Origin of the sequence: Peribacillus saganii (genome assembly GCF_003429095.1) — a bacterium.
Classification (GTDB): Bacteria; Bacillota; Bacilli; order Bacillales; family DSM-1321; genus Peribacillus; species Peribacillus saganii.
On the sequence record NZ_QVTE01000011.1, the window covers coordinates 18,635 to 36,564 of the forward strand.

Annotated in this window: 14 protein-coding genes and 1 pseudogene; 2 read left to right on the forward strand and 13 right to left on the reverse strand. The window is 39.1% G+C overall.

What is annotated here, in order from left to right:
* Positions 1–47: 47 nt before the first annotated feature.
* On the reverse strand, positions 48–1,238 hold the full coding sequence (locus D0469_RS04895; protein ID WP_117325526.1) for a M14 family metallopeptidase: 1,191 nt from the start codon (positions 1,236–1,238) through the stop codon (positions 48–50).
* A 478-nt stretch (positions 1,239–1,716) separates the two neighbouring features.
* Between D0469_RS04895 and D0469_RS22070 the strand changes: the two are divergent.
* Positions 1,717–2,456, forward strand: a pseudogene (locus D0469_RS22070) (YqcI/YcgG family protein).
* A gap of 102 nt (positions 2,457–2,558) precedes the next feature.
* Here D0469_RS22070 and D0469_RS04905 read toward each other — a convergent pair.
* Positions 2,559–3,560, reverse strand: coding sequence for an LLM class flavin-dependent oxidoreductase (locus D0469_RS04905; protein ID WP_117325527.1), 1,002 nt, complete (start codon positions 3,558–3,560; stop codon positions 2,559–2,561).
* 375 nt (positions 3,561–3,935) lie between these two features.
* Here D0469_RS04905 and D0469_RS04910 point away from each other — a divergent pair, with 375 nt between their 5' ends.
* The gene (locus D0469_RS04910; RefSeq protein ID WP_117325528.1) at positions 3,936–4,172 is read left to right on the forward strand and encodes an alpha/beta-type small acid-soluble spore protein; all 237 of its coding nucleotides are present in this window, start codon (positions 3,936–3,938) and stop codon (positions 4,170–4,172) included.
* Positions 4,173–4,253: 81 nt separating this feature from the next.
* Here D0469_RS04910 and D0469_RS04915 read toward each other — a convergent pair whose 3' ends face one another.
* The 11 genes from D0469_RS04915 to D0469_RS04965 all read right to left on the reverse strand — a co-directional run bounded on the left by D0469_RS04915 (position 4,254) and on the right by D0469_RS04965 (position 17,709).
* Positions 4,254–4,736 (reverse strand): chemotaxis protein CheW, encoded by a 483-nt coding sequence (locus D0469_RS04915; protein ID WP_117325529.1) that lies wholly within the window; start codon positions 4,734–4,736, stop codon positions 4,254–4,256.
* A 20-nt stretch (positions 4,737–4,756) separates the two neighbouring features.
* The gene (locus D0469_RS04920) at positions 4,757–5,302 is read right to left on the reverse strand and encodes a LytR/AlgR family response regulator transcription factor (RefSeq protein ID WP_117325530.1); all 546 of its coding nucleotides are present in this window, start codon (positions 5,300–5,302) and stop codon (positions 4,757–4,759) included.
* 71 nt (positions 5,303–5,373) lie between these two features.
* Entirely contained in the window at positions 5,374–6,963 is a 1,590-nt protein-coding gene (locus D0469_RS04925; protein ID WP_117325531.1) for a methyl-accepting chemotaxis protein, read from the reverse strand.
* Between the two features lie 484 nt (positions 6,964–7,447).
* Positions 7,448–8,107, reverse strand: a complete 660-nt coding sequence (locus D0469_RS04930; protein ID WP_117325532.1) for a response regulator transcription factor — start codon at positions 8,105–8,107, stop codon at positions 7,448–7,450.
* Entirely contained in the window at positions 8,104–10,566 is a 2,463-nt protein-coding gene (locus tag D0469_RS04935) for a sensor histidine kinase (protein ID WP_117325533.1), read from the reverse strand. Before D0469_RS04935 ends, D0469_RS04930 begins: the two co-directional genes overlap by 4 nt.
* Before the next feature lie 246 nt (positions 10,567–10,812).
* Positions 10,813–11,178: a hypothetical protein gene (locus tag D0469_RS04940; RefSeq protein WP_117325534.1), complete on the reverse strand. Its 366-nt coding sequence runs from the start codon at positions 11,176–11,178 to the stop codon at positions 10,813–10,815.
* A 330-nt stretch (positions 11,179–11,508) separates the two neighbouring features.
* Positions 11,509–12,069 (reverse strand): helix-turn-helix domain-containing protein, encoded by a 561-nt coding sequence (locus D0469_RS04945; protein WP_158553352.1) that lies wholly within the window; start codon positions 12,067–12,069, stop codon positions 11,509–11,511.
* A 514-nt stretch (positions 12,070–12,583) separates the two neighbouring features.
* Complete coding sequence (locus D0469_RS04950; protein WP_117325536.1) at positions 12,584–13,291, reverse strand: LytR/AlgR family response regulator transcription factor; 708 nt, start codon at positions 13,289–13,291, stop codon at positions 12,584–12,586.
* Positions 13,288–13,581 (reverse strand): ATP-binding protein, encoded by a 294-nt coding sequence (locus tag D0469_RS04955; protein ID WP_117325537.1) that lies wholly within the window; start codon positions 13,579–13,581, stop codon positions 13,288–13,290. Before D0469_RS04955 ends, D0469_RS04950 begins: the two co-directional genes overlap by 4 nt.
* A gap of 460 nt (positions 13,582–14,041) precedes the next feature.
* A complete protein-coding gene (locus D0469_RS04960; protein WP_117325538.1) occupies positions 14,042–16,135 on the reverse strand; it encodes a sensor domain-containing protein in 2,094 nt (697 codons plus the stop codon).
* A gap of 17 nt (positions 16,136–16,152) precedes the next feature.
* Positions 16,153–17,709 (reverse strand): sensor domain-containing diguanylate cyclase, encoded by a 1,557-nt coding sequence (locus D0469_RS04965; RefSeq protein WP_117325539.1) that lies wholly within the window; start codon positions 17,707–17,709, stop codon positions 16,153–16,155.
* Positions 17,710–17,930 lie beyond the last annotated feature (221 nt).

Sequence of the window (17,930 nt, forward strand, 5' to 3'; positions counted from 1 at the left end):
GAGCGTCCCACACACCTTATGTTTGGGACGCTCTTTGTTTAGCTTTTCTACATATACAAACCCGCGAGAAAGATTCCCAATGCTTCCTGATAAATTTCATCAAATTGTGAAAAAGGAAGGGGATTAATTCCTTTTCCGAGCTCAACGGTAAAGCCCGGTCTCTGCCAATCCTGGATAAACCAATCCTTGTAGCCGGCATAGCTTTCAATGGTTTTCACTGGCTCGTATCCGCTAACTCTCGCAAATTCTCCAACAATGGCTTCAGATTCTGGCGGTTCAAGATTTTCAAATCCCCAGTAAATTTCTTCTCCCTGAGTGTGAAAAGCGATAACACGGGCAAAATCCCGTTTCCGCGTCAATTCCCGCATGGCTATTGCTTCCGGCTCTGATAGCGGGCGCTCTCCTCCGTAATCTCTCGGTCCCGGTTCTTCAGGATTACGTGCTTTTTCTAGCTCCCATCTTGCCGGAAATTGGTCATTGAGATCCACACCCCGAATATTCGCTTTCCATCTTGTAAAATCAGTGCTGCCATTATTCAGGCTTATCACCCTGCCTTTCCATGAATTATTTGCGGGCGGCCCATTCAATACCAAATTTACCCCATCAGGGTTCACCATTGGAACAATAGATAGCATAGTCTCCCTATAGTAAGGAAACGTGACGCGGCCCCTCATTGTGCTATGATTTGTAAGTGACAATAAATAATCATTTAAAAATGTCATTACAATAGCGGTGGTGATCCATTCATTCGCGTGGAATGAAGCATTATAATGGACTCTCTTTTCTCCCCTGCCAATTAGGGCTTCCGGAATCCCTCTTCCGAGCACTGAATGTCCGATCGCAGATGTTTGCATAAAGGGATAAACGGTCTCTAATCTTCTGATATCATTCATTAATTTACTATGATCGTAGTTTTGTCGCACCTTAACCAGCCGCCAAGTTATCCTCAGTGGAACTGTAATCGTCTGGCCAACCTGCATTCTATCTGGTTTAAGGTTTGGATTTACAAGATAAATTGCATCAATTGGCAGGTTTCGGCTTTGGGCAATTTCCCATACCGTTTCTCCTCTCCTTATCTGGTAATCAACAGCAACAAAACCGGGAATTTTAATCCTTTGCCCCACAGTGAGCTGATCTGGCTGAATGCTGCGGTTTGAATCTGTTATGAGCAAAAGATTCAGCCTGAATAACTGGCTATAATACCAAAAAGAATCCTTCGGCCTAACAAGAACGTCCATAACGCTCCTCCCTCATCGTTTTAAAAAATAAGCTTTATCAAAATGTATGCGAAGGAAATAAAATTATAAATAGTATAGTTTATCAACCTATGACGAATGAAATGAAAGCTTGATAAAAAATAGAGAGGGGGAGCATTATGGGATACAATACTCAAGTGGATTGTGAAATGGTGATGCTTAGATTAATCTGATTGTTTTTTTAACTTTAAGTGAATAGGATTGGAATGCTCAATTTTAAGCCATTGTTCTAATTACTATTTTATTGGTTGTTTTACTGATCAGGATCTAGGGAAATTAATGCTTCCTTCTATCCAATCGTTACTGGAGATTGCCGGAAAATGCGTTTTTCCTTCTATAAATAATGTTCAATGCGAGCAAGATCAAGATCATAAAGCTTTACTATAATATGTTTCAGCAAGGACAATGTACAATAGCCCTCTCGGTTGAATATTCCTATTAACTGAGGAGGTCTTTAAGCATGAGTTTATTTTTTAAAGATCCAAAGCTTATCTCACAGCTCCAAGACTGGCAGTTGAAAGCATTGGAGGAATTTAATGCTAAGATAACTGATAAAGAACACCCATTCCCCTGTATCCCTGCTGCTCAAGCGTATGCTTCTAACCAGATTAGATATGGATTCGCAGGAGATCCAAGGGATCGGTCAACTGCCCGGCAGGTTGCTGCTTTACTGAAAGAATATACAGAGAAGTCAAAGTCATTTGGCGGCTATACTTCCCTGGTCATTTTTTTTTTACACCTCAGGAAATGATTTTAAACGGTACAGTAAAATATTTTGAGGAGTTATTCTGGAAGCAATTAACCTGGGTACATGAATTGGACGAAACTGAGTGGCCAGCCGACGTACCGGCAGATCCTGCTGATCCCCTATGGGAGTACTGTTTCCATGGTGAGAGATACTTTATGTATTGTGCAACCCCATTGCATGAAAACAGAAATAGCAGGCACTTTCCATTTATGATGCTTGCCATTACGCCTCGTTGGGTTCTGCAAAGATTCATTGAAAAGAATGAGCTTGCTGGAAAAATAAAGACCCATATTCGCAAACGGTTAATCCAGTATGATTCTCTTCCTCCCCATTTTAATTTGAATGAGTATGGCAATGCAGACAATCATGAATGGAAGCAATATTTCTTACATGATAAAGATACAGCATTGCCCCAATGTCCGTTTCAGCACTCAAAAGGGCGGCGAGGCTAATCCGTATTTCTGCGAGCAAGAAGAGAATTGGTTTAGTCTCTCCCTATTTATAACGGCAAAGGAGTATATAAAAGTGAGACGGTGTTTTTACATTAGTTTTGCTTAGCGGCGAATTAACTCGCTTGCAAGTAATCGGTAAGAATTAGCCCGATCTTCAAACTGATGTGTAATTGTAATAACCATGATCTCATCGGCTTGATATTCCCTTTGCAGCGCAGCAAGCTCTTGTTTAACTTTGTGCGGATTGCCAATTACCATTTTTTTCTTGATCTTGTCAATAGTATTTCTATCATCAATATTATATGAATACTGTTTCGCAGCATCAATGGAGGGAATCCCTTGATCACCTTCTCCTTTTCCAAGCTGCAATTGCCATAGCTGTGCGCTTAGGGCGATTTCCTCCGCTCTTTCTGTGGTCTCTGCACAAATAACGGAGACAGCGACAATTGATTTTGGACTTAATAATCGTCCATTTGCCTGGTAGCTTTGGATATAGTTTTTCATTATATCCGGACCGGATTTCTCGCTCATAAAATGCCCAAAAGCATAGGCTGTGCCATTTTCGGCCGCAAGACGGCCGCTTTTTTCACTAGTTCCCAGAATCCAGGGCTCTGGGGGTGCAGCAGGTAATGGCGAAGCCGCTACTTTGGAGTATAAGTGTCCGTCAGGAAAATCATTATATAAAAATTGCATCAGTTCCTTAAATGAATCAGGCATTTTCCGCACTTGTTCCAAATAGTTATCTGAAAGGGCCATGCTTACCTCAGCCGATCCTCCTGGCGCCCTGCCAATTCCTATATCAATCCTGCCTGGGAATAATGTTGCCAGCAGATTAAACGATTCAGCAACTTTATAAGGCTTATAATGCGGAAGCAGTACAGCCCCTGATCCAATCCGAATCTTCTCCGTGTTAGCCCCGATATAGCCAAGCATTACTTCTGGGGATGGGCAAGCAAGCCCTTTCAAATCGTGATGTTCGGCAATCCAGTACCTTTCATATCCCAGTTTTTCCCCGATTTGGGCAAGCTTCATTGATTCTTGCAATGCTTGTCCCGCGGTTTTTCCTGCAGGAATTGGTGATTGATCTAAAATACTCAATTTCACTTTGATAAACCTTCTTTCCTCACGCCTTCAAATTACCTTCCCAGGGATCACATTGTTTCATCTCCAATATAACGTTTAATCCGATTAAAAACTTGTATTTTGTTTTCAATTGTTGCTAATTGATGTAAAAAAGGATTCTGACTTACGTCAAAACCCTTTGTTCGCAAAAGAATCGAGTGCCAGAATTCCTCCCTATAATATTAGGGAGGAAGCGTATTTATTACAAAAAAGCATGGTGAATACATAGGTCTTCAACAATTAACAAATGGTATTATGTGCATTTTGCTATAAAATTATTTAACCACTATTTACAAAGTATTAAGCTGCCATAGCCGTGGGACATTAAGATTACAAACCAACAAGGAGGTGAAATACATGTCACGACGCAGTGGTGGTGGAGGACGTAATCGTCTTTTAGTTCAAGGGGCAGAGATGGCAGTTGAACAAATGAAGTATGAAATCGCAGCTGAATTCGGTATCCAGCTTGGCGCAGAGCAAGTTTCTCGTGCTAACGGTTCTGTTGGAGGAGAAATCACTAAGCGACTTGTAGCAACAGCTCAATCTCAATTAGCACAGGCAGTAGGACAACCTACAGGTCCTTCTAGAGGTTAATAAAAATTTAATATGTTAAATGGCTATAGGCTACCTGTTTATACAGGTAGCCTTTATTAACATATTATGTTTTGCTGCGGATCAATTCGGTACAGCTAACTTGTCATGCAGCTGTGAAACTTTGCTTCTTATGAGTTCAACATCCTTTAACGAGGAGAAAAATTCCTCAATATTAATAATGGACGTTATTACATCATCGTGCATCGCCACTCCGTGCAGGAATGGTATATTCCCTGTCCCTATGGAATGTAAGGGTCTTATGTCGTCTTCATTTAGATCTAAAATTTGATTTGTTCTTTCCACCATTAACGCAATGACTGTTCCATTCACTTCGATTAGAATGTACCGTGTGTTTTCATCAGATTGAATGGAATAGTTGTAAAGTATTTTAGAGCAATCAATGACGGGAATAATCTGTTCCCTAATGTTTACAATCCCCAGCATATAATTTGGCATCTGAGGGATATGGGTTGTGTCAGTTACTTTTTCTATTGACACGATATTGTTGATGTCTATTCCATACGAGCCGTTCATTACACTAAAAAGTACATATGTATTTTCCATCCCGCTCCTCTCCTCCCCGTTTATACGGACTTGCAGCGTAAAATATTATCCAATCGATGCTTTGATATCTTCGCTGCAATGTTATAGTTCTTAAAATAGCATTTATATGTTTGGCCAACAGTGCAGATTTTAGTTAAATATTCAAGGTTGATAATATAGGATCGATGGGACACGATAAACCGTGAATCAATTGCCTGTTCAAAGCTGGATAACGATTCATTCGCCTCGTATACTTTATGAATCGTATGTATGAAGGACTTACGATCGGTTCTTTCAATGAATAATATTTCTTCGAAAGGCACAAATGATATCGTATTTTTTTGCTTAATCATCAGTTCTTTTTTTGGAGGAATTTGTTTCTGAACAGTTTCCATTAAAACTGTCATCGCTTTTTCCAGGTTATCCGCTAGCCGCTCCTTCTCAATTATTGCTGCTTTTGAGACTGCTTCTGAAACCATGGAATTGATTATTTCTTTTTTGTCTAAAGTCAAGTTTCCGCTGAGCAGAAAGGGGGTGAATGGCTTTAGCACATTTTGAACTGCAAACCTCTCATGCTGGCTTAACATTTTACCTTGCACTTCCTTTCAAATCGGTCACCCCCAATTCAATTGGAATTAGGGGCAATGCTTTGTTTCAACTAATTTACTTTGAAAATTTCCACTGAGCTGTTCAGCTCAATCGCCAAATTAGCAAGGGATTGTGCGGTTCCAGCCGTTTCCTCACTGCTCGCTGCAGATTCTTCCGTGGCAGCAGAAATGCTTTCAATCGAGCCCATTACTTCAGACGTTTGAGCAGCCTGCTGTTCGCTTGCTGCGGCTATTTCCGCTACTTTAGTTGCAGATTGGTTGACCATATTAATGATATTTTCAAATGCTTCTCCTGTTTGCCGTGATGAGATGACTCCTTCTCCAACTGCTTTTACGCTGTGCTGGGTGTTTTCCTGCATGCCTTTGATGATTGAGGTGATTTCTTTCGTTGCTTCACTGCTTCGCTCTGCCAATTTCCTTACTTCATCAGCAACAACCGCAAACCCGCGGCCTTGATCCCCCGCCCGTGCAGCTTCGATTGCTGCATTTAATGCAAGAAGGTTGGTTTGGCCAGCAATATCATTAATCACTTCGATGATTTCTCCAATCTTATTTGAATCTTCCTCAAGCAGGGTCATTTGCTGGTTAACATGGTTCATTCCCTCGATGGAAGAACGAATTACTTTTCCACCTTCTTCAGCAAGACGCAATGTATTGCTTGATAGTTCCGCTGCTTCCTCTGCATTCCCGGCTACTGAATTAATCGCTACTGACAATTCAGTGAAAAGTTCACTTATCGTTTGGGCAGCATCTGCCTGATTAGAGCTTCCGCTCGCTATTTCTTCGGTACTTGCTGAAATTTGCTGGGCTGCAGCCGAAACACTTTCAGCTGATTCAAGGATTCCACCCACGGTTTTTCTCAAGCTTAATACCATTTCGTTGGTTGAAGCTGCTAACTGCCCTACTTCATCTTTTGAATTGATATCAGTTGTATCTTTTAAATCACCGCTTGCTACTTTTCGAACCAGTTCCACCACCCGGTTTAACGGACGGGCAATAACTTGTGATATAAAGTAGCCAAAACCAATGCTGAAAATTACTGCAATAATGATGATGGTTATTGTGATTGTTCGGGAGCTATTATATAATTTGTCGGCATCATCATTTGATGTCTTTGCCAGCTCAGTGTTGAGGGTTATTAACTCCAGCAATAAACCTTCGGCATAATCTCCGGATTTTTTGAATTCCGGTGCAATCCTTTTATATTCAGCAACGTCGCCTTTATTGGCCGATTCAATTGCATGATCCATCCAGCGGTTGTAATCCTGCCATGCAGTATCAAATTTCTTCAAAATTACTTCTTCTTCTTTAATTATGAGTGTATTCTCGTACTTGTCGATTTTAGCTTCAATTTCTGATCTAAGCTCATTTATCGTTTGTTCAAATTGATGCTTCTGTTCGGGAGTAGTGGCTATAAAATTCATATCCCGGATGTTTACTCGCATTCGCTGATATAAAACCTGCGCACTCGCAATATCATTTGAGGGAATTAATCTTTCATTATACATGAATTCTATATCAGTCTTTAATTTTGCCATGTTGTTGATTCCAAAGATGCCTACTAATGAGAGTAAGATAGCCATAATGACAAAAGCAGAAATTAATTTCGCAGAAGTTTTCAAATTATAAAACCACTTCAATGTCCAACACCCCTATATTTGATTTATTGTTTAAATGAAAATTTCCCCAGATTCGTATTAACTGTTTTAGATATTTGCGTTCATTCGGGACTATTTCATCATAAAGCGTTATAGTGCTTTTGGTAACCGAAAAATGATTGCGTGGTAACCACAAATATTTTGCGGGGGTTTGCAACATATCGAAGTTCTTAATAGAAATTAGAAAAAATAATCCGCTTCATTCCCTCCATATAAGGCAGCTGCATTTCATACTTCAATGGTTCTCGCCTTACCTGACGGTGTCTATTTTCATAGAAAGTAGTTTTTAAACTTGCCGGAACCCAGTTGAAGGAAGTAACGTGTTTAACTGTTTTTTAAACGAAAAAATTCCCGTCACCAAACAGGGAGACGAGAATTTTTAACAGGAACCTTAACTATTGCGCAAGCAGAGGACACCGTTTTCTCCTTTCGAATGAAAATGAGGCAACGCATATCAAATGTTATTTTATAATTGAATGAAATCAGAATCTAATAACAACCCCATTTGTTTAGCCTTCAGGGCTGCCTCAATCCTGGATTTCACATTTAATTTTTGGAAGAGAGTGGTTAGATTATATTCCAATGAACGCTGGCTCATTATCAAGATTTCCGCAATTTCTTTATTGCTTTTGCCTTTTGCGATTTCTTTTAGTATTGTAAACTCATGATTACTGATAGCATGTGTTTCGTTTGAACTCTTATCTTCTGAAACTTGCATTGATGTCCGTTTTAATTGCTTAACAAGGGAAATCGGCAGGATTACTTCATCCCTTAAGGCGCATCGGACAGCGGCAACTAACTGCTCCTTATTTGCCGTCTTTTGGACAAACCCTGAAATACCGGCTTCCAGCATTAAATTAAAATGATTTTTATATTCATGTCCTGTATATAGCAATATTTTAGCTTCCGGTATTCTGTTTAACACCCGTTTTGCAAGCTCGATGCCGTTAATATCGGGCATATGCAGGTCAAAAAGCATAACATCAAATTGCTGTTCCTGTACCTTTTCCATCGCGTCATCACCGGAGTTGGCAAGAAATACACTCATATCCCCTTCTTGTTCAAGCAGCATTTTTGTGCCTTCCATGACAGTCGGGTGATCGTCCACCAATAAGATTTGAATCATGAGTAAATATCACCCCTATTAAAATGATCTTTTTTCAGAACAGCCGGTATGGAAATAATTACTTCCAATCCGTTGTTCGGCTCCGATTGAAAGTCAATTCGTCCATCCATGCTGCGCACACGTTCTTTCATTCCATAAACACCCATGCTAATGAATGAATCCTTTCCCTCCGTTAAGTCCATGCCCACTCCATTATCCTTATAAAACAATTCGAAACTATCCAGGTTGCTCTTCAATGTAAACTGGACCGCCTTTGCATTCGAATGCTTAGCTGCATTCGCCACCAGTTCCTGAACAATTCGGTATATCGCTAATAATTGTTCGTCATCCAAAGAATGATAAAAGCTGTCCGCATCAAACAGAATGCAAAAATTAGTACGCATTTGTACGAATTCAAATAATGCTTCAAGCGATGATACGATGCCCTCTTCTTTTAACATAGGCGGTCTTAATTCATTGCATGTGATCCGAATTTGGTAAATGACATCTAATAGCCCCTGGCTGATTTGGCCGAGCTGCCGCTGAATTTCCGGGGGAACCCCTTGATCCGTTGAAAGCTGGTCAAGCATGCGATACCAAACAATTTGCTCTTGAAGCGCGGAATCATGCAAATCCTGGGATAGGCGCTTTCTCTCATTTTCGGACAAGTTGAACAACAGCCTCAGCAGCCAAGACGGTGCAAGCTGATGGCTAGCGACCTGTTCAATTTCCTTGGTCAAATCCTCGATGACCTGAAAATTGTCAAATAACACACTTACATAACGGCAAATAGTTTTCAGCCAAATTCTTTTGGGCGAAAGCTGCAATGATGAAGGTTTTTCTCCGATAGCCAGAAAAAAACTTGTCTCGTTAATTTGGCTAATTTTTATATAGCTGCCATCCGGCGCATTCATAATTTCACATAAAGGCTGCTCCTCATGTTCCTGTCTGGCGATATGAGCCAGAAATCGCTCCGGTAATTCTTCATTGCCGCTTACTATGTTTTTTTCGTTATTTTGGCGAATTTCAATTACACATACAGAGTCTGTGAGGAATACTTCTTTGACCTCTTTAACCAGGCGACGCTTAAGTTCGGAGATTTTCATTATGCCGAACAAATCGTGGGAGAATTGGTCCAGACTGGTCTGTAAACGGAAATAGCAATCTTCGCTATCGCGGATTCTTTTCTCGGCGCGCAGCCTGTCCTCTTCTGCTTTTTTTCGTTCTGTTATGTCACGGATCAATGTTAAACATGCATTTTTCCCCTTATATGGAACATACGTTGAAATGACCTCAACATCGATTACAGTTCCATCATAGCGTACTATTTTTTGCTCCACAAAGGGAGATGTGCCCTGCTGTTCATATACTGATGTAACGCGGGCACGGGCTGTATCTTGAAAATCCTGGTGGACCCTTTCCAAATAAGTTTGTCCAGGCATTTCACTGAAACCCGGTGAACCGAACAAAACGACGGCTGCTGGATTTATATAAACAAATTCAAAGTCAATATGGAGAACAATGGCTTCAGGTGAAAGTTCCACCAGCCGCCGGTTTATCCTTTCACTTTCCACAAGTGCCTTTTGTATACGTTTCCTGTCCGTAATATCCTCAAATACAAGTTCAATGGATGATGTTTGGGAATCATAAATGGCCGTGGCTGATACATCTATCGCTTCACCGTCCAAACGGAGTACTTTATATTCCACCGGCGGCATATAGCCAATTGCCTGAACATTCTTTATTAACCGGCTAACAATTTCCTTATCATCCGGGTGAACCCAGTCCATGGGGGACGTTCCCACTACATCCTCTGGACGCTGTGCTCTCAATGCATTTAATGCTGTGGTGTTAGCATAGATAAATTTTTCTTCGGTAAAGACAGAAATGGACACAGGAGATAGTTCCACCATCCGCCGGTACCGTTCCTCGCTTTTCCGTATTGCCAATTCCATTTTCTTTTGTTCAGTGATATCTCTGAAAACAATAAGGGTTGAATCAAAATGTTCATCGTATATCGAAGTAACCTCTGTTTCTGCCATTTTTCCGTCAAAGCGTATAATCTTATATTCTATCGGTTCTAAGTATTTCTTCTCCTGCAGAAGCTGCATCCTGTTAGTGGCTATCTCGCGATAATCCGGATGAACAATGTCAATAATTTCCACGCCAATAATTTCATCGATATTGTTTGCTCCCAAGAGATCGACCCCGGCGGGATTGATATAGCTTATCCTTCCTTCACGATGCGAAGCCATTGGCTGGGGAGACATTTCAATTAGCCTGTGATAGCGCTTTTCACTCTCCTTAAGTTCCCTCCTCATGGTCTTTGTGATTTCCAAATACATTTCTTCGTGTCCTTGAGCATCCTGTTTTTTATTCTTTTTAACGCCTAATCTGTAGCCGATATAAAAAAATAGTGCAGCAATCAGAGCTGCTATCACTGCAAAAGCAATGGCTAAACTTAGCTCATAAATTTCCATGTTGTTTTCAATTGCTCCTTATTATCAGAAAGAAATATTATTCACCGAAGATGGTAAGTTATAAAATTTTCAGAAACTTTTAGTGGTTAAAAAAGATTAAAATTGTTTAGACAGGAACTATCACTATTGGACAATTTTTTATTTGTCAGACTTAAAAACCAATTTTCGAATTCAAATAAAGAGAAATTCAAATTAAAAAAACTCAGTCAAATGAGCTGAGTCCTTTTTCTGATGTGAAAGGTTGTTTTATTTTGTGATAGCTCCCATCCCCTGCAGTATGATTTTTGCGTCTGCGGTAAGATGATCTGCAAAGTCCTTCCTCAACAGCAGCTGCTCTTTATTTTTTATCGTCACCTTAATGGATCTTACATCGAATTTGGAAGCAAAAGAATTGATGGCGTTAATCGTGGCCATTTCCGATCTTGAAAGAGGTTCATGGCCCTCTTCCAGCCGATTTGCCAAAATGTCCAGCAATTCACGCGCATTGCCCTTTAAGAGGGATTTATTATCATTTAGTAAACTCAAATTTTCTTCTATGTATTTTCTTGCAGTTACCAAATCAAGATCTTCTACGCTTTTATGAATGTTGCGTACTAATTCTTTAATATTCAAAATTCCAATCCCCTTTAAGTCGAAATACGTCGATTATTATTTAATATCGGTTTTATATGAAGAAGTTTAAGGGGTAAATTTTACTAAAATATACTTTTCTATAGGACTGCTTTACGTGTATAGAGAAAGAAAACTTATATGTAAGACTTTACAGCAGTCATGTTCCGAGTGTTTGCACCCCGGTTACTTGCTCTCTTCTAGTATGAAAGAGGCATTTGCACTGGACAAGGAAGGATCAGCAGCACATCGAACGAAACAAAGCGGCAGCTTTGTGACGACGCGGCAATGATAGCTGTTCTTCCTTTACCCAGGGCGCTTCCGCTTTTCCAATTAACAGCTTTCTAAACGCTGAAACTTCCGTTGAACACTGACTATTGAACGGTTTAACTGCCCGGCAACCTCTTTGATGGTACAGCCCTGGGAAAACAGCAGCATCAGCTTTCTTTCTTCCTTTACGCTCCAAACTTTATATACAGAAGGTTTTGCATTCGCTCTCTCTTTTTCCACCCAGTCTGGTTCAGGAACGATAGATTGATGCTCAATTTTAGAAAAATCAATTTTCTCTCGATTTAATTCCACCCATTTCCAGAAATCTTCCGGGCTAATAAAATAGCATTTTCGTTTTGTTCTCGTTGCCCTTTTTTTGTACTGAAGTCCATGATTTGCAATCCACCCTCTTATAGTAGAGGGATCAATTTTGAGCAGAGCAGCTAATTCATATGTAGTTAAATAGCCTGTTTGGGCTTTTGTATTGGAAATACCAAGTCTTTTCATCTTGCTCAGCACAGCTTGCTCACTGCGTTCCAGCTTTTTCGCAATGCTTGATAGTTTCATTATTCCGACATTTTCTTGTAGGTAATTGACTTCTTGTTGTGTCCACTTTGATTTCAATTTCATCACCAATTATTAAAAGATTTTTATGTCAGCTGCCAAGAAAAAATTAAGCAAATGGTCACCGTTGTTTTTAGTAGGATTCTCATTAGCTCCTATGGGGCATGACTAAGGTTCTACAACCTCTCTTAAAAATAATATGGATGATGAATTATTTTGTCCAATTGCTTTTAGACATGTTTTGCTATATTTCGACAAGGTTTTAAATCCATTGATAATGGATAATCGTTCTTCCAGGCAAAAATTAATAAATTTTAAAAAAAGCGCATTAGCACCTTCTTTAGGAAGAACGTCACATAACTCTTACTTTGTTCGTGCGATATGTCGCCGTACAAGCTTGTCCTTATTGAGGCAACGTCCTCGGACGGGGTGGGTCGGGAACCTGCGAAATAGTTATTGCTCGCTGGTGCTGAGTGTAGATATCCCTTCCTGCACTAGTTAGCCATAGCTATACCCCAGTAATAATTTTTGCCGAATTCATTAAAAAACCCGACAATCATTTGTCGAGTTTTTCCTATGATTTATATTGCTGTAGTTCGACGAGCTTGTTTTTTGATATTTTTGCTGTCTTTTCATAATTTTTAAAATGGGCTTTATAGCTTTGGCCGCTCGCTTCAACCATTTCCAGTTTCTCCATATTGATAATATAGGATCTATGGCATGCCAAAAAACGTGAATCGAGCAGGCTTCCTAAATGGCCCAATGAATCATTTGTTTCATACTGCCTCACTTTTGTATGGATAACTGATTTTCGCTCCAGCCTTTCGATAAATAAAATTTCTTCCTGTGGAATAAAAATGATGCTTTGATTTAGCTTAATCATTAAATCCTTTTTGGGAGCGGTTTTTTTATTCAAAGCTTGATCGTGGTTTTGTGCCGCCCGTTCCAAAGCGGTATAAAGCCTCACTCCCTCAACAGGCTTTAAAATATAATCCACCGCCTTAACATTGAATGCTTCAAGTGCGTAATCATCAGAACCTGTAATAAAGATTACTTGCAGCATTGGAAAAAGGTTAACACAGGACTTAATAGCATCCATGCCGTTCAATAAAGGCATCCCAATATCAACTAATACAATATCCGGCCTGCTCGTCACAATACTGCTTATTAGATCTTCCCCATTGCAGGCTTCGCCAACTATGTCGAAATTTGGCAATCTCTCAATAAAATGCTTTAAGAATTTTCGTGTGGATGAATCATCCTCGGCAATCAATACTTTCATTTTGATCTCCCCTCATCAATTCTCATGGGAATCGAAAACCAACAGTTACTTCCGCCCATCGTCTGCACCAGTGTCTTTACCAACGAAAACCCAATTCCCATTTCTTCTGAATTTGTGTCATCGACACGATAAAATGGCACAAATAATTTTGGATACTCTTCCGCTGCAATTCCCGCGCCGGTATCCATAATATTGACAACCAGCCCGTTTTTATGAATGGTACTGGAAATTTCAACCTCTCCATGTTCCTTATTATAAATTAATGAGCATCTTCGGAATTTTGAATTCAGTTTACCTGGAAATCCCCGTTCTGGGCTTTTTTAGCGTATCTATGCATTAGTCATCTTAAACGAAGTGTAAATTAATTTTAGAAAATTTGAATTTGCATTGCAAACACAAATCCTGCCATTTTTATATGCTAATTGCAGTTGACATCCGCGCTGCTTTTAAGCTCCAAACCAAAACAGCAGGGACTACGGAGTTTCGACTCCCCAGGAAATTACGTTCATCTTCGTTAACAAAGACGTGATACATGCTATTCCACAAAAAAACCCCTATCCGGGTTGGACAGGGGCCATTATTGCTCCAATAATTTACAAAATTTATCTGAAGAAAAAAAGGAAGTTAAGCTATCAGTTATATTTGAATTCAAAGGGCTTCGAATAATACATGTCCTTACCATAGTCAATGAAACCCTATTTATATGTAAGGATCATGTAGCGATTAATGCCCTGCGAGAGTGATATAAATTTAGTTGAATTTCAGTATATCTACTGGTAATGGTCTATTAAAAAAATATCCCTGTCCTTCATCACAGCATTCATCATGCAGGTATTTCAGTTGGCTTTCATTTTCAATGCCTTCCGCAACGACATTCATATTTAAACTATGGGCTAAAGATATAACGGCGGATGTGATCCGTTTTCCATTCAAGTCTCGATTAATGTCATCAATAAAACTGCGATCAATTTTTATTTTATCAAAAGGATATTCTCGCAAATAACTTAAAGAGGTATATCCTGTACCGAAATCATCTATTGAGAGAGAAATACCTATACCCTTTAATTTTAATAAACTTCCTTTTATTAATGCAACATCGTCGAGCAGAATGCTCTCCGTAACCTCCAGCTCCAGCCATTTAGGTTCTAATTGTTCTTCCTCCAGTGTTTTGATTACAGTATTGATAAAGTTGTAATGCTGCAGCTGTTTAGTAGAAACATTCACTGCTACCTTAAAAGGAAGAATCCCGGAGTCCTGCCATTTTTTATTCTGCCGGCATGCAGTTTTCAGTACCCATGAACCAATTTCAATAATTTGTCCACTTTCCTCAGCGACAGGAATAAAATCGCTAGGTGGAATTAGTCCATGTTCTGGATGGTTCCACCGAATTAGAGCTTCCATTGCTTTCAGCTGATTTGTTTTTAGATCTATAATTGGCTGATAATACAATTCCAATTCATTATTCTCAATAGCAAGATTTAAATCGTGCTCAATTGAGAATATATAGGAAGCTTTTGTATCCAGCTCATCCGTATATAGTGTATAGATGTTTTTCTTGAATTTTTTAGTATGCTGCATCGCGGTATCAGCCTTCCGGATTATATCATCGGTTTTCGTATCAATATCCGTACTTAAAGCAATGCCAATACTTGCAGAAACTGTTACAGAATTACCCGCAATTTCAAATGGTTCCATTACCGCTTGATTTAAATGTACTGCTAATTTTATTGCTTCTTCTTTAGTAGTCTCCGGTAGCAGGATTGTAAACTCATCCCCAGCCATTCGGCTGATCGTATCTGTTTTTCGCAGATTTTGCTGTAACCGTGACGCTACCAGCTTTAAGAATTCATCCCCATTTTGATGACCCAACGAGTCATTAATGAATTTAAACCGGTCCAAATCAAGGTACATTATGGCAAAGGGGTAATCCTCATCATATGAACGGTTGAGAAGTTGTCCTAACCGGTCTTCAAATAGCTTCCTATTCGGGAGATTTGTAAGAGGATCATAAAAAGCAAGCTTCTCCATTTGCTGCTCATATTCAAATTTTTTTGTAATATCCCTTGCAACACCATAAGTACCTATAATTTCTCCATTCACTCTCATAGGAAAATGGATAGTGTCTAAATGGACTTTTTGTCCATCTTTACGTACTACAGTTATTTTGTAGTTATTCGAAATTCCTTGCTTTCCATCTGCAAAATTCTTTATCGCAATTGGCAAATCCTCATTAGACACAATCGACATAAAGGACATCTCCAGTAACTCCTCAGCCGAATATCCTGACAGCAGCTCGGATGCGGAATTAGCACTAACAAATTTACCTTCATCATTAAATGAGAAAACGGCATCAGGACTGTTTTCAAAGAGGGATTTATATCGTTCATTACTTTCCCTCAGCTGCTGCTGAACTGTTAATTGTTCTGAAATATCGATCACAGTTCCAAATAAAATTGGTTTTCCATTGATTTCGGCAGTAGTTATATTGAATTCAGAGAACAGGATTGTACCGTCTTTTTTAATCAGGCGAACCATGTGCAGTGACCCATCACTATATCCCGAATCTTGTTTTTCAATATGGCTGTTTACTATAGAATGGTCTTCTGCGTGGATGAATTTTTCAAGGGAAAACCTTTTTTCTGTTAATTCCTGTTTTTCATATCCTAAAAGTTTTGCATAAAATGGATTTACATAAGTTAAATTTTCTTTTTCCACTATAAAGATTCCAATTTGAACTTTTTCAATCAGCATATGACCCATTGTTTCATAAAAGGGTGTGTCATCAGAAGAAATTTTATTATTTTCTGATATAATACTTATCATTTTACGGTTGTAGTTTTCCATGGTAATCTCCCCGGCAGTTAATGGCTTATTGTATATTGATCCTTATAGATAGTAGTGATGTTTCTACCATTTGACTTGGATTGATAGAGAGCATAGTCCGCCTTTTGGAAAATTTCATCTGTATTTGATGTATCATTGTTGAACTCTGATATCCCAAGCGAGATGGTGACCTTCTTTCCAGTAGGAGGAATGGCCTTTTCAATCGCTGTTCTTATTCGTTCTGCTATTTGGAAAGTTGTATCTTTGTCGGCATTCTTTACGAGAACGCCAAACTCTTCACCGCCATACCTAAAATTTACATCTCCTTCTCTGGAATACAGGCGAAGTGTAGAAGCCAGGCATCTTAACACTTCATCACCAGCTAAGTGTCCAAATGTATCATTGATTGTTTTAAAGTGGTCGACATCCAAAAGAATAAGGGAAAAAGGTATCTTACTCTCAAACCATTCCTCGATCTCCTGCTGAAAGGTTTTTCTATTTGCCAGTCCAGTCAGCCCGTCGATTTTATTTTCATTGTTTAATAGCTCTAAATGTTTGTTAATATGCTTGTAAAGCTGCCTCACTTCATAGATCCCAGAAGTCATTTTGGGCTGGACGCGTACATTATTTTTATTTACAATCGCATCTTCAGAGCCTTTGGCCAATAAATGGAGCGGTATTGAAATACGATGCGCAATAATCCAGGAAATCAATAATATTAATAAAAAGAGAGGCAAGGATTTTAAAATCATTTGGAGTATCAAATCATTAAGCGGCTGATTCAATACCGAAACAGGAGTCTGAGATACAATCCCCCAGCCGGTATTCGGTTCATACGCATAACCCATAAAATATTCCTTTCCTTTAGAATTCTTAACCTGCTGCCAACCGCTCTTGCCCATAAGTGCCTTCTTTACCGTGCTGTTTGATAATGCTGAACTATTAATTCTTTTCTTGTCAGGATGAAATACGATATGTCCGTCCTGGTCAGTGACGTAAACAAATGAACCATTCCCATAATAATGCTCTGATAACATTTGACTTAGTACATTATCTTGCTCCAAATAAATCGTACCGCCTACAAATCCACCATAATTTCCATCGCGATTAAAAATAGGAGAAGATATTAAAAGAATGAGCCTTCCTGATGTAGCTTTATAGGGCTTTGAAATAAACCCTTTCTTTAGTTTTACAGCCATCATAGCTGTTTCAGTATTTAATTGAATGCCTGGCTTTAAACCGGTGCTAGATGGACTAATATTCTGAATGACCCGGTTAGAGTCAGCTATAAAAATGGAATTGAAAAATTGCTTGTTAGCCGTTAACAAAAGGTCCATTTCTTCTTGCGTAAAATCATGATGATTGGTCAGTTTTGCAACGGCTTCCAATTTTTGCTCCATGGAAGATAGGAGTGTATTAGTCTCTAAAGCCAGCTTTTTCGCATATTGAAAATTATAGTCCAGGTAGTTTGCTGATAATGATCGTTTATTGGAGCTAATCGATGAATAAGTGCTCACAGCTGCAGTAAGCAAAACTGATGAAATAACTAGCAAACTAATCGTTAGGCGAAGTGTATATCCTTTACTTTGTTTCATACCAGCCGTCCTTTTTATAGGTAAAATCCAAATATAACTCTGTTATAGTGTTAATTTCCTAAAATTATATTTAAATGGGTATTTTAACCTAATTCCATCAAATCATATGAATTACAGTGTGTCCAATCCGCCTTAAACAATGAATTCCGCCTTTCAGCACTGGTTTTTATGTGTTAAGCATAATAATTATTGCATTCGAGCATGCCAAATAGAATTTTCAA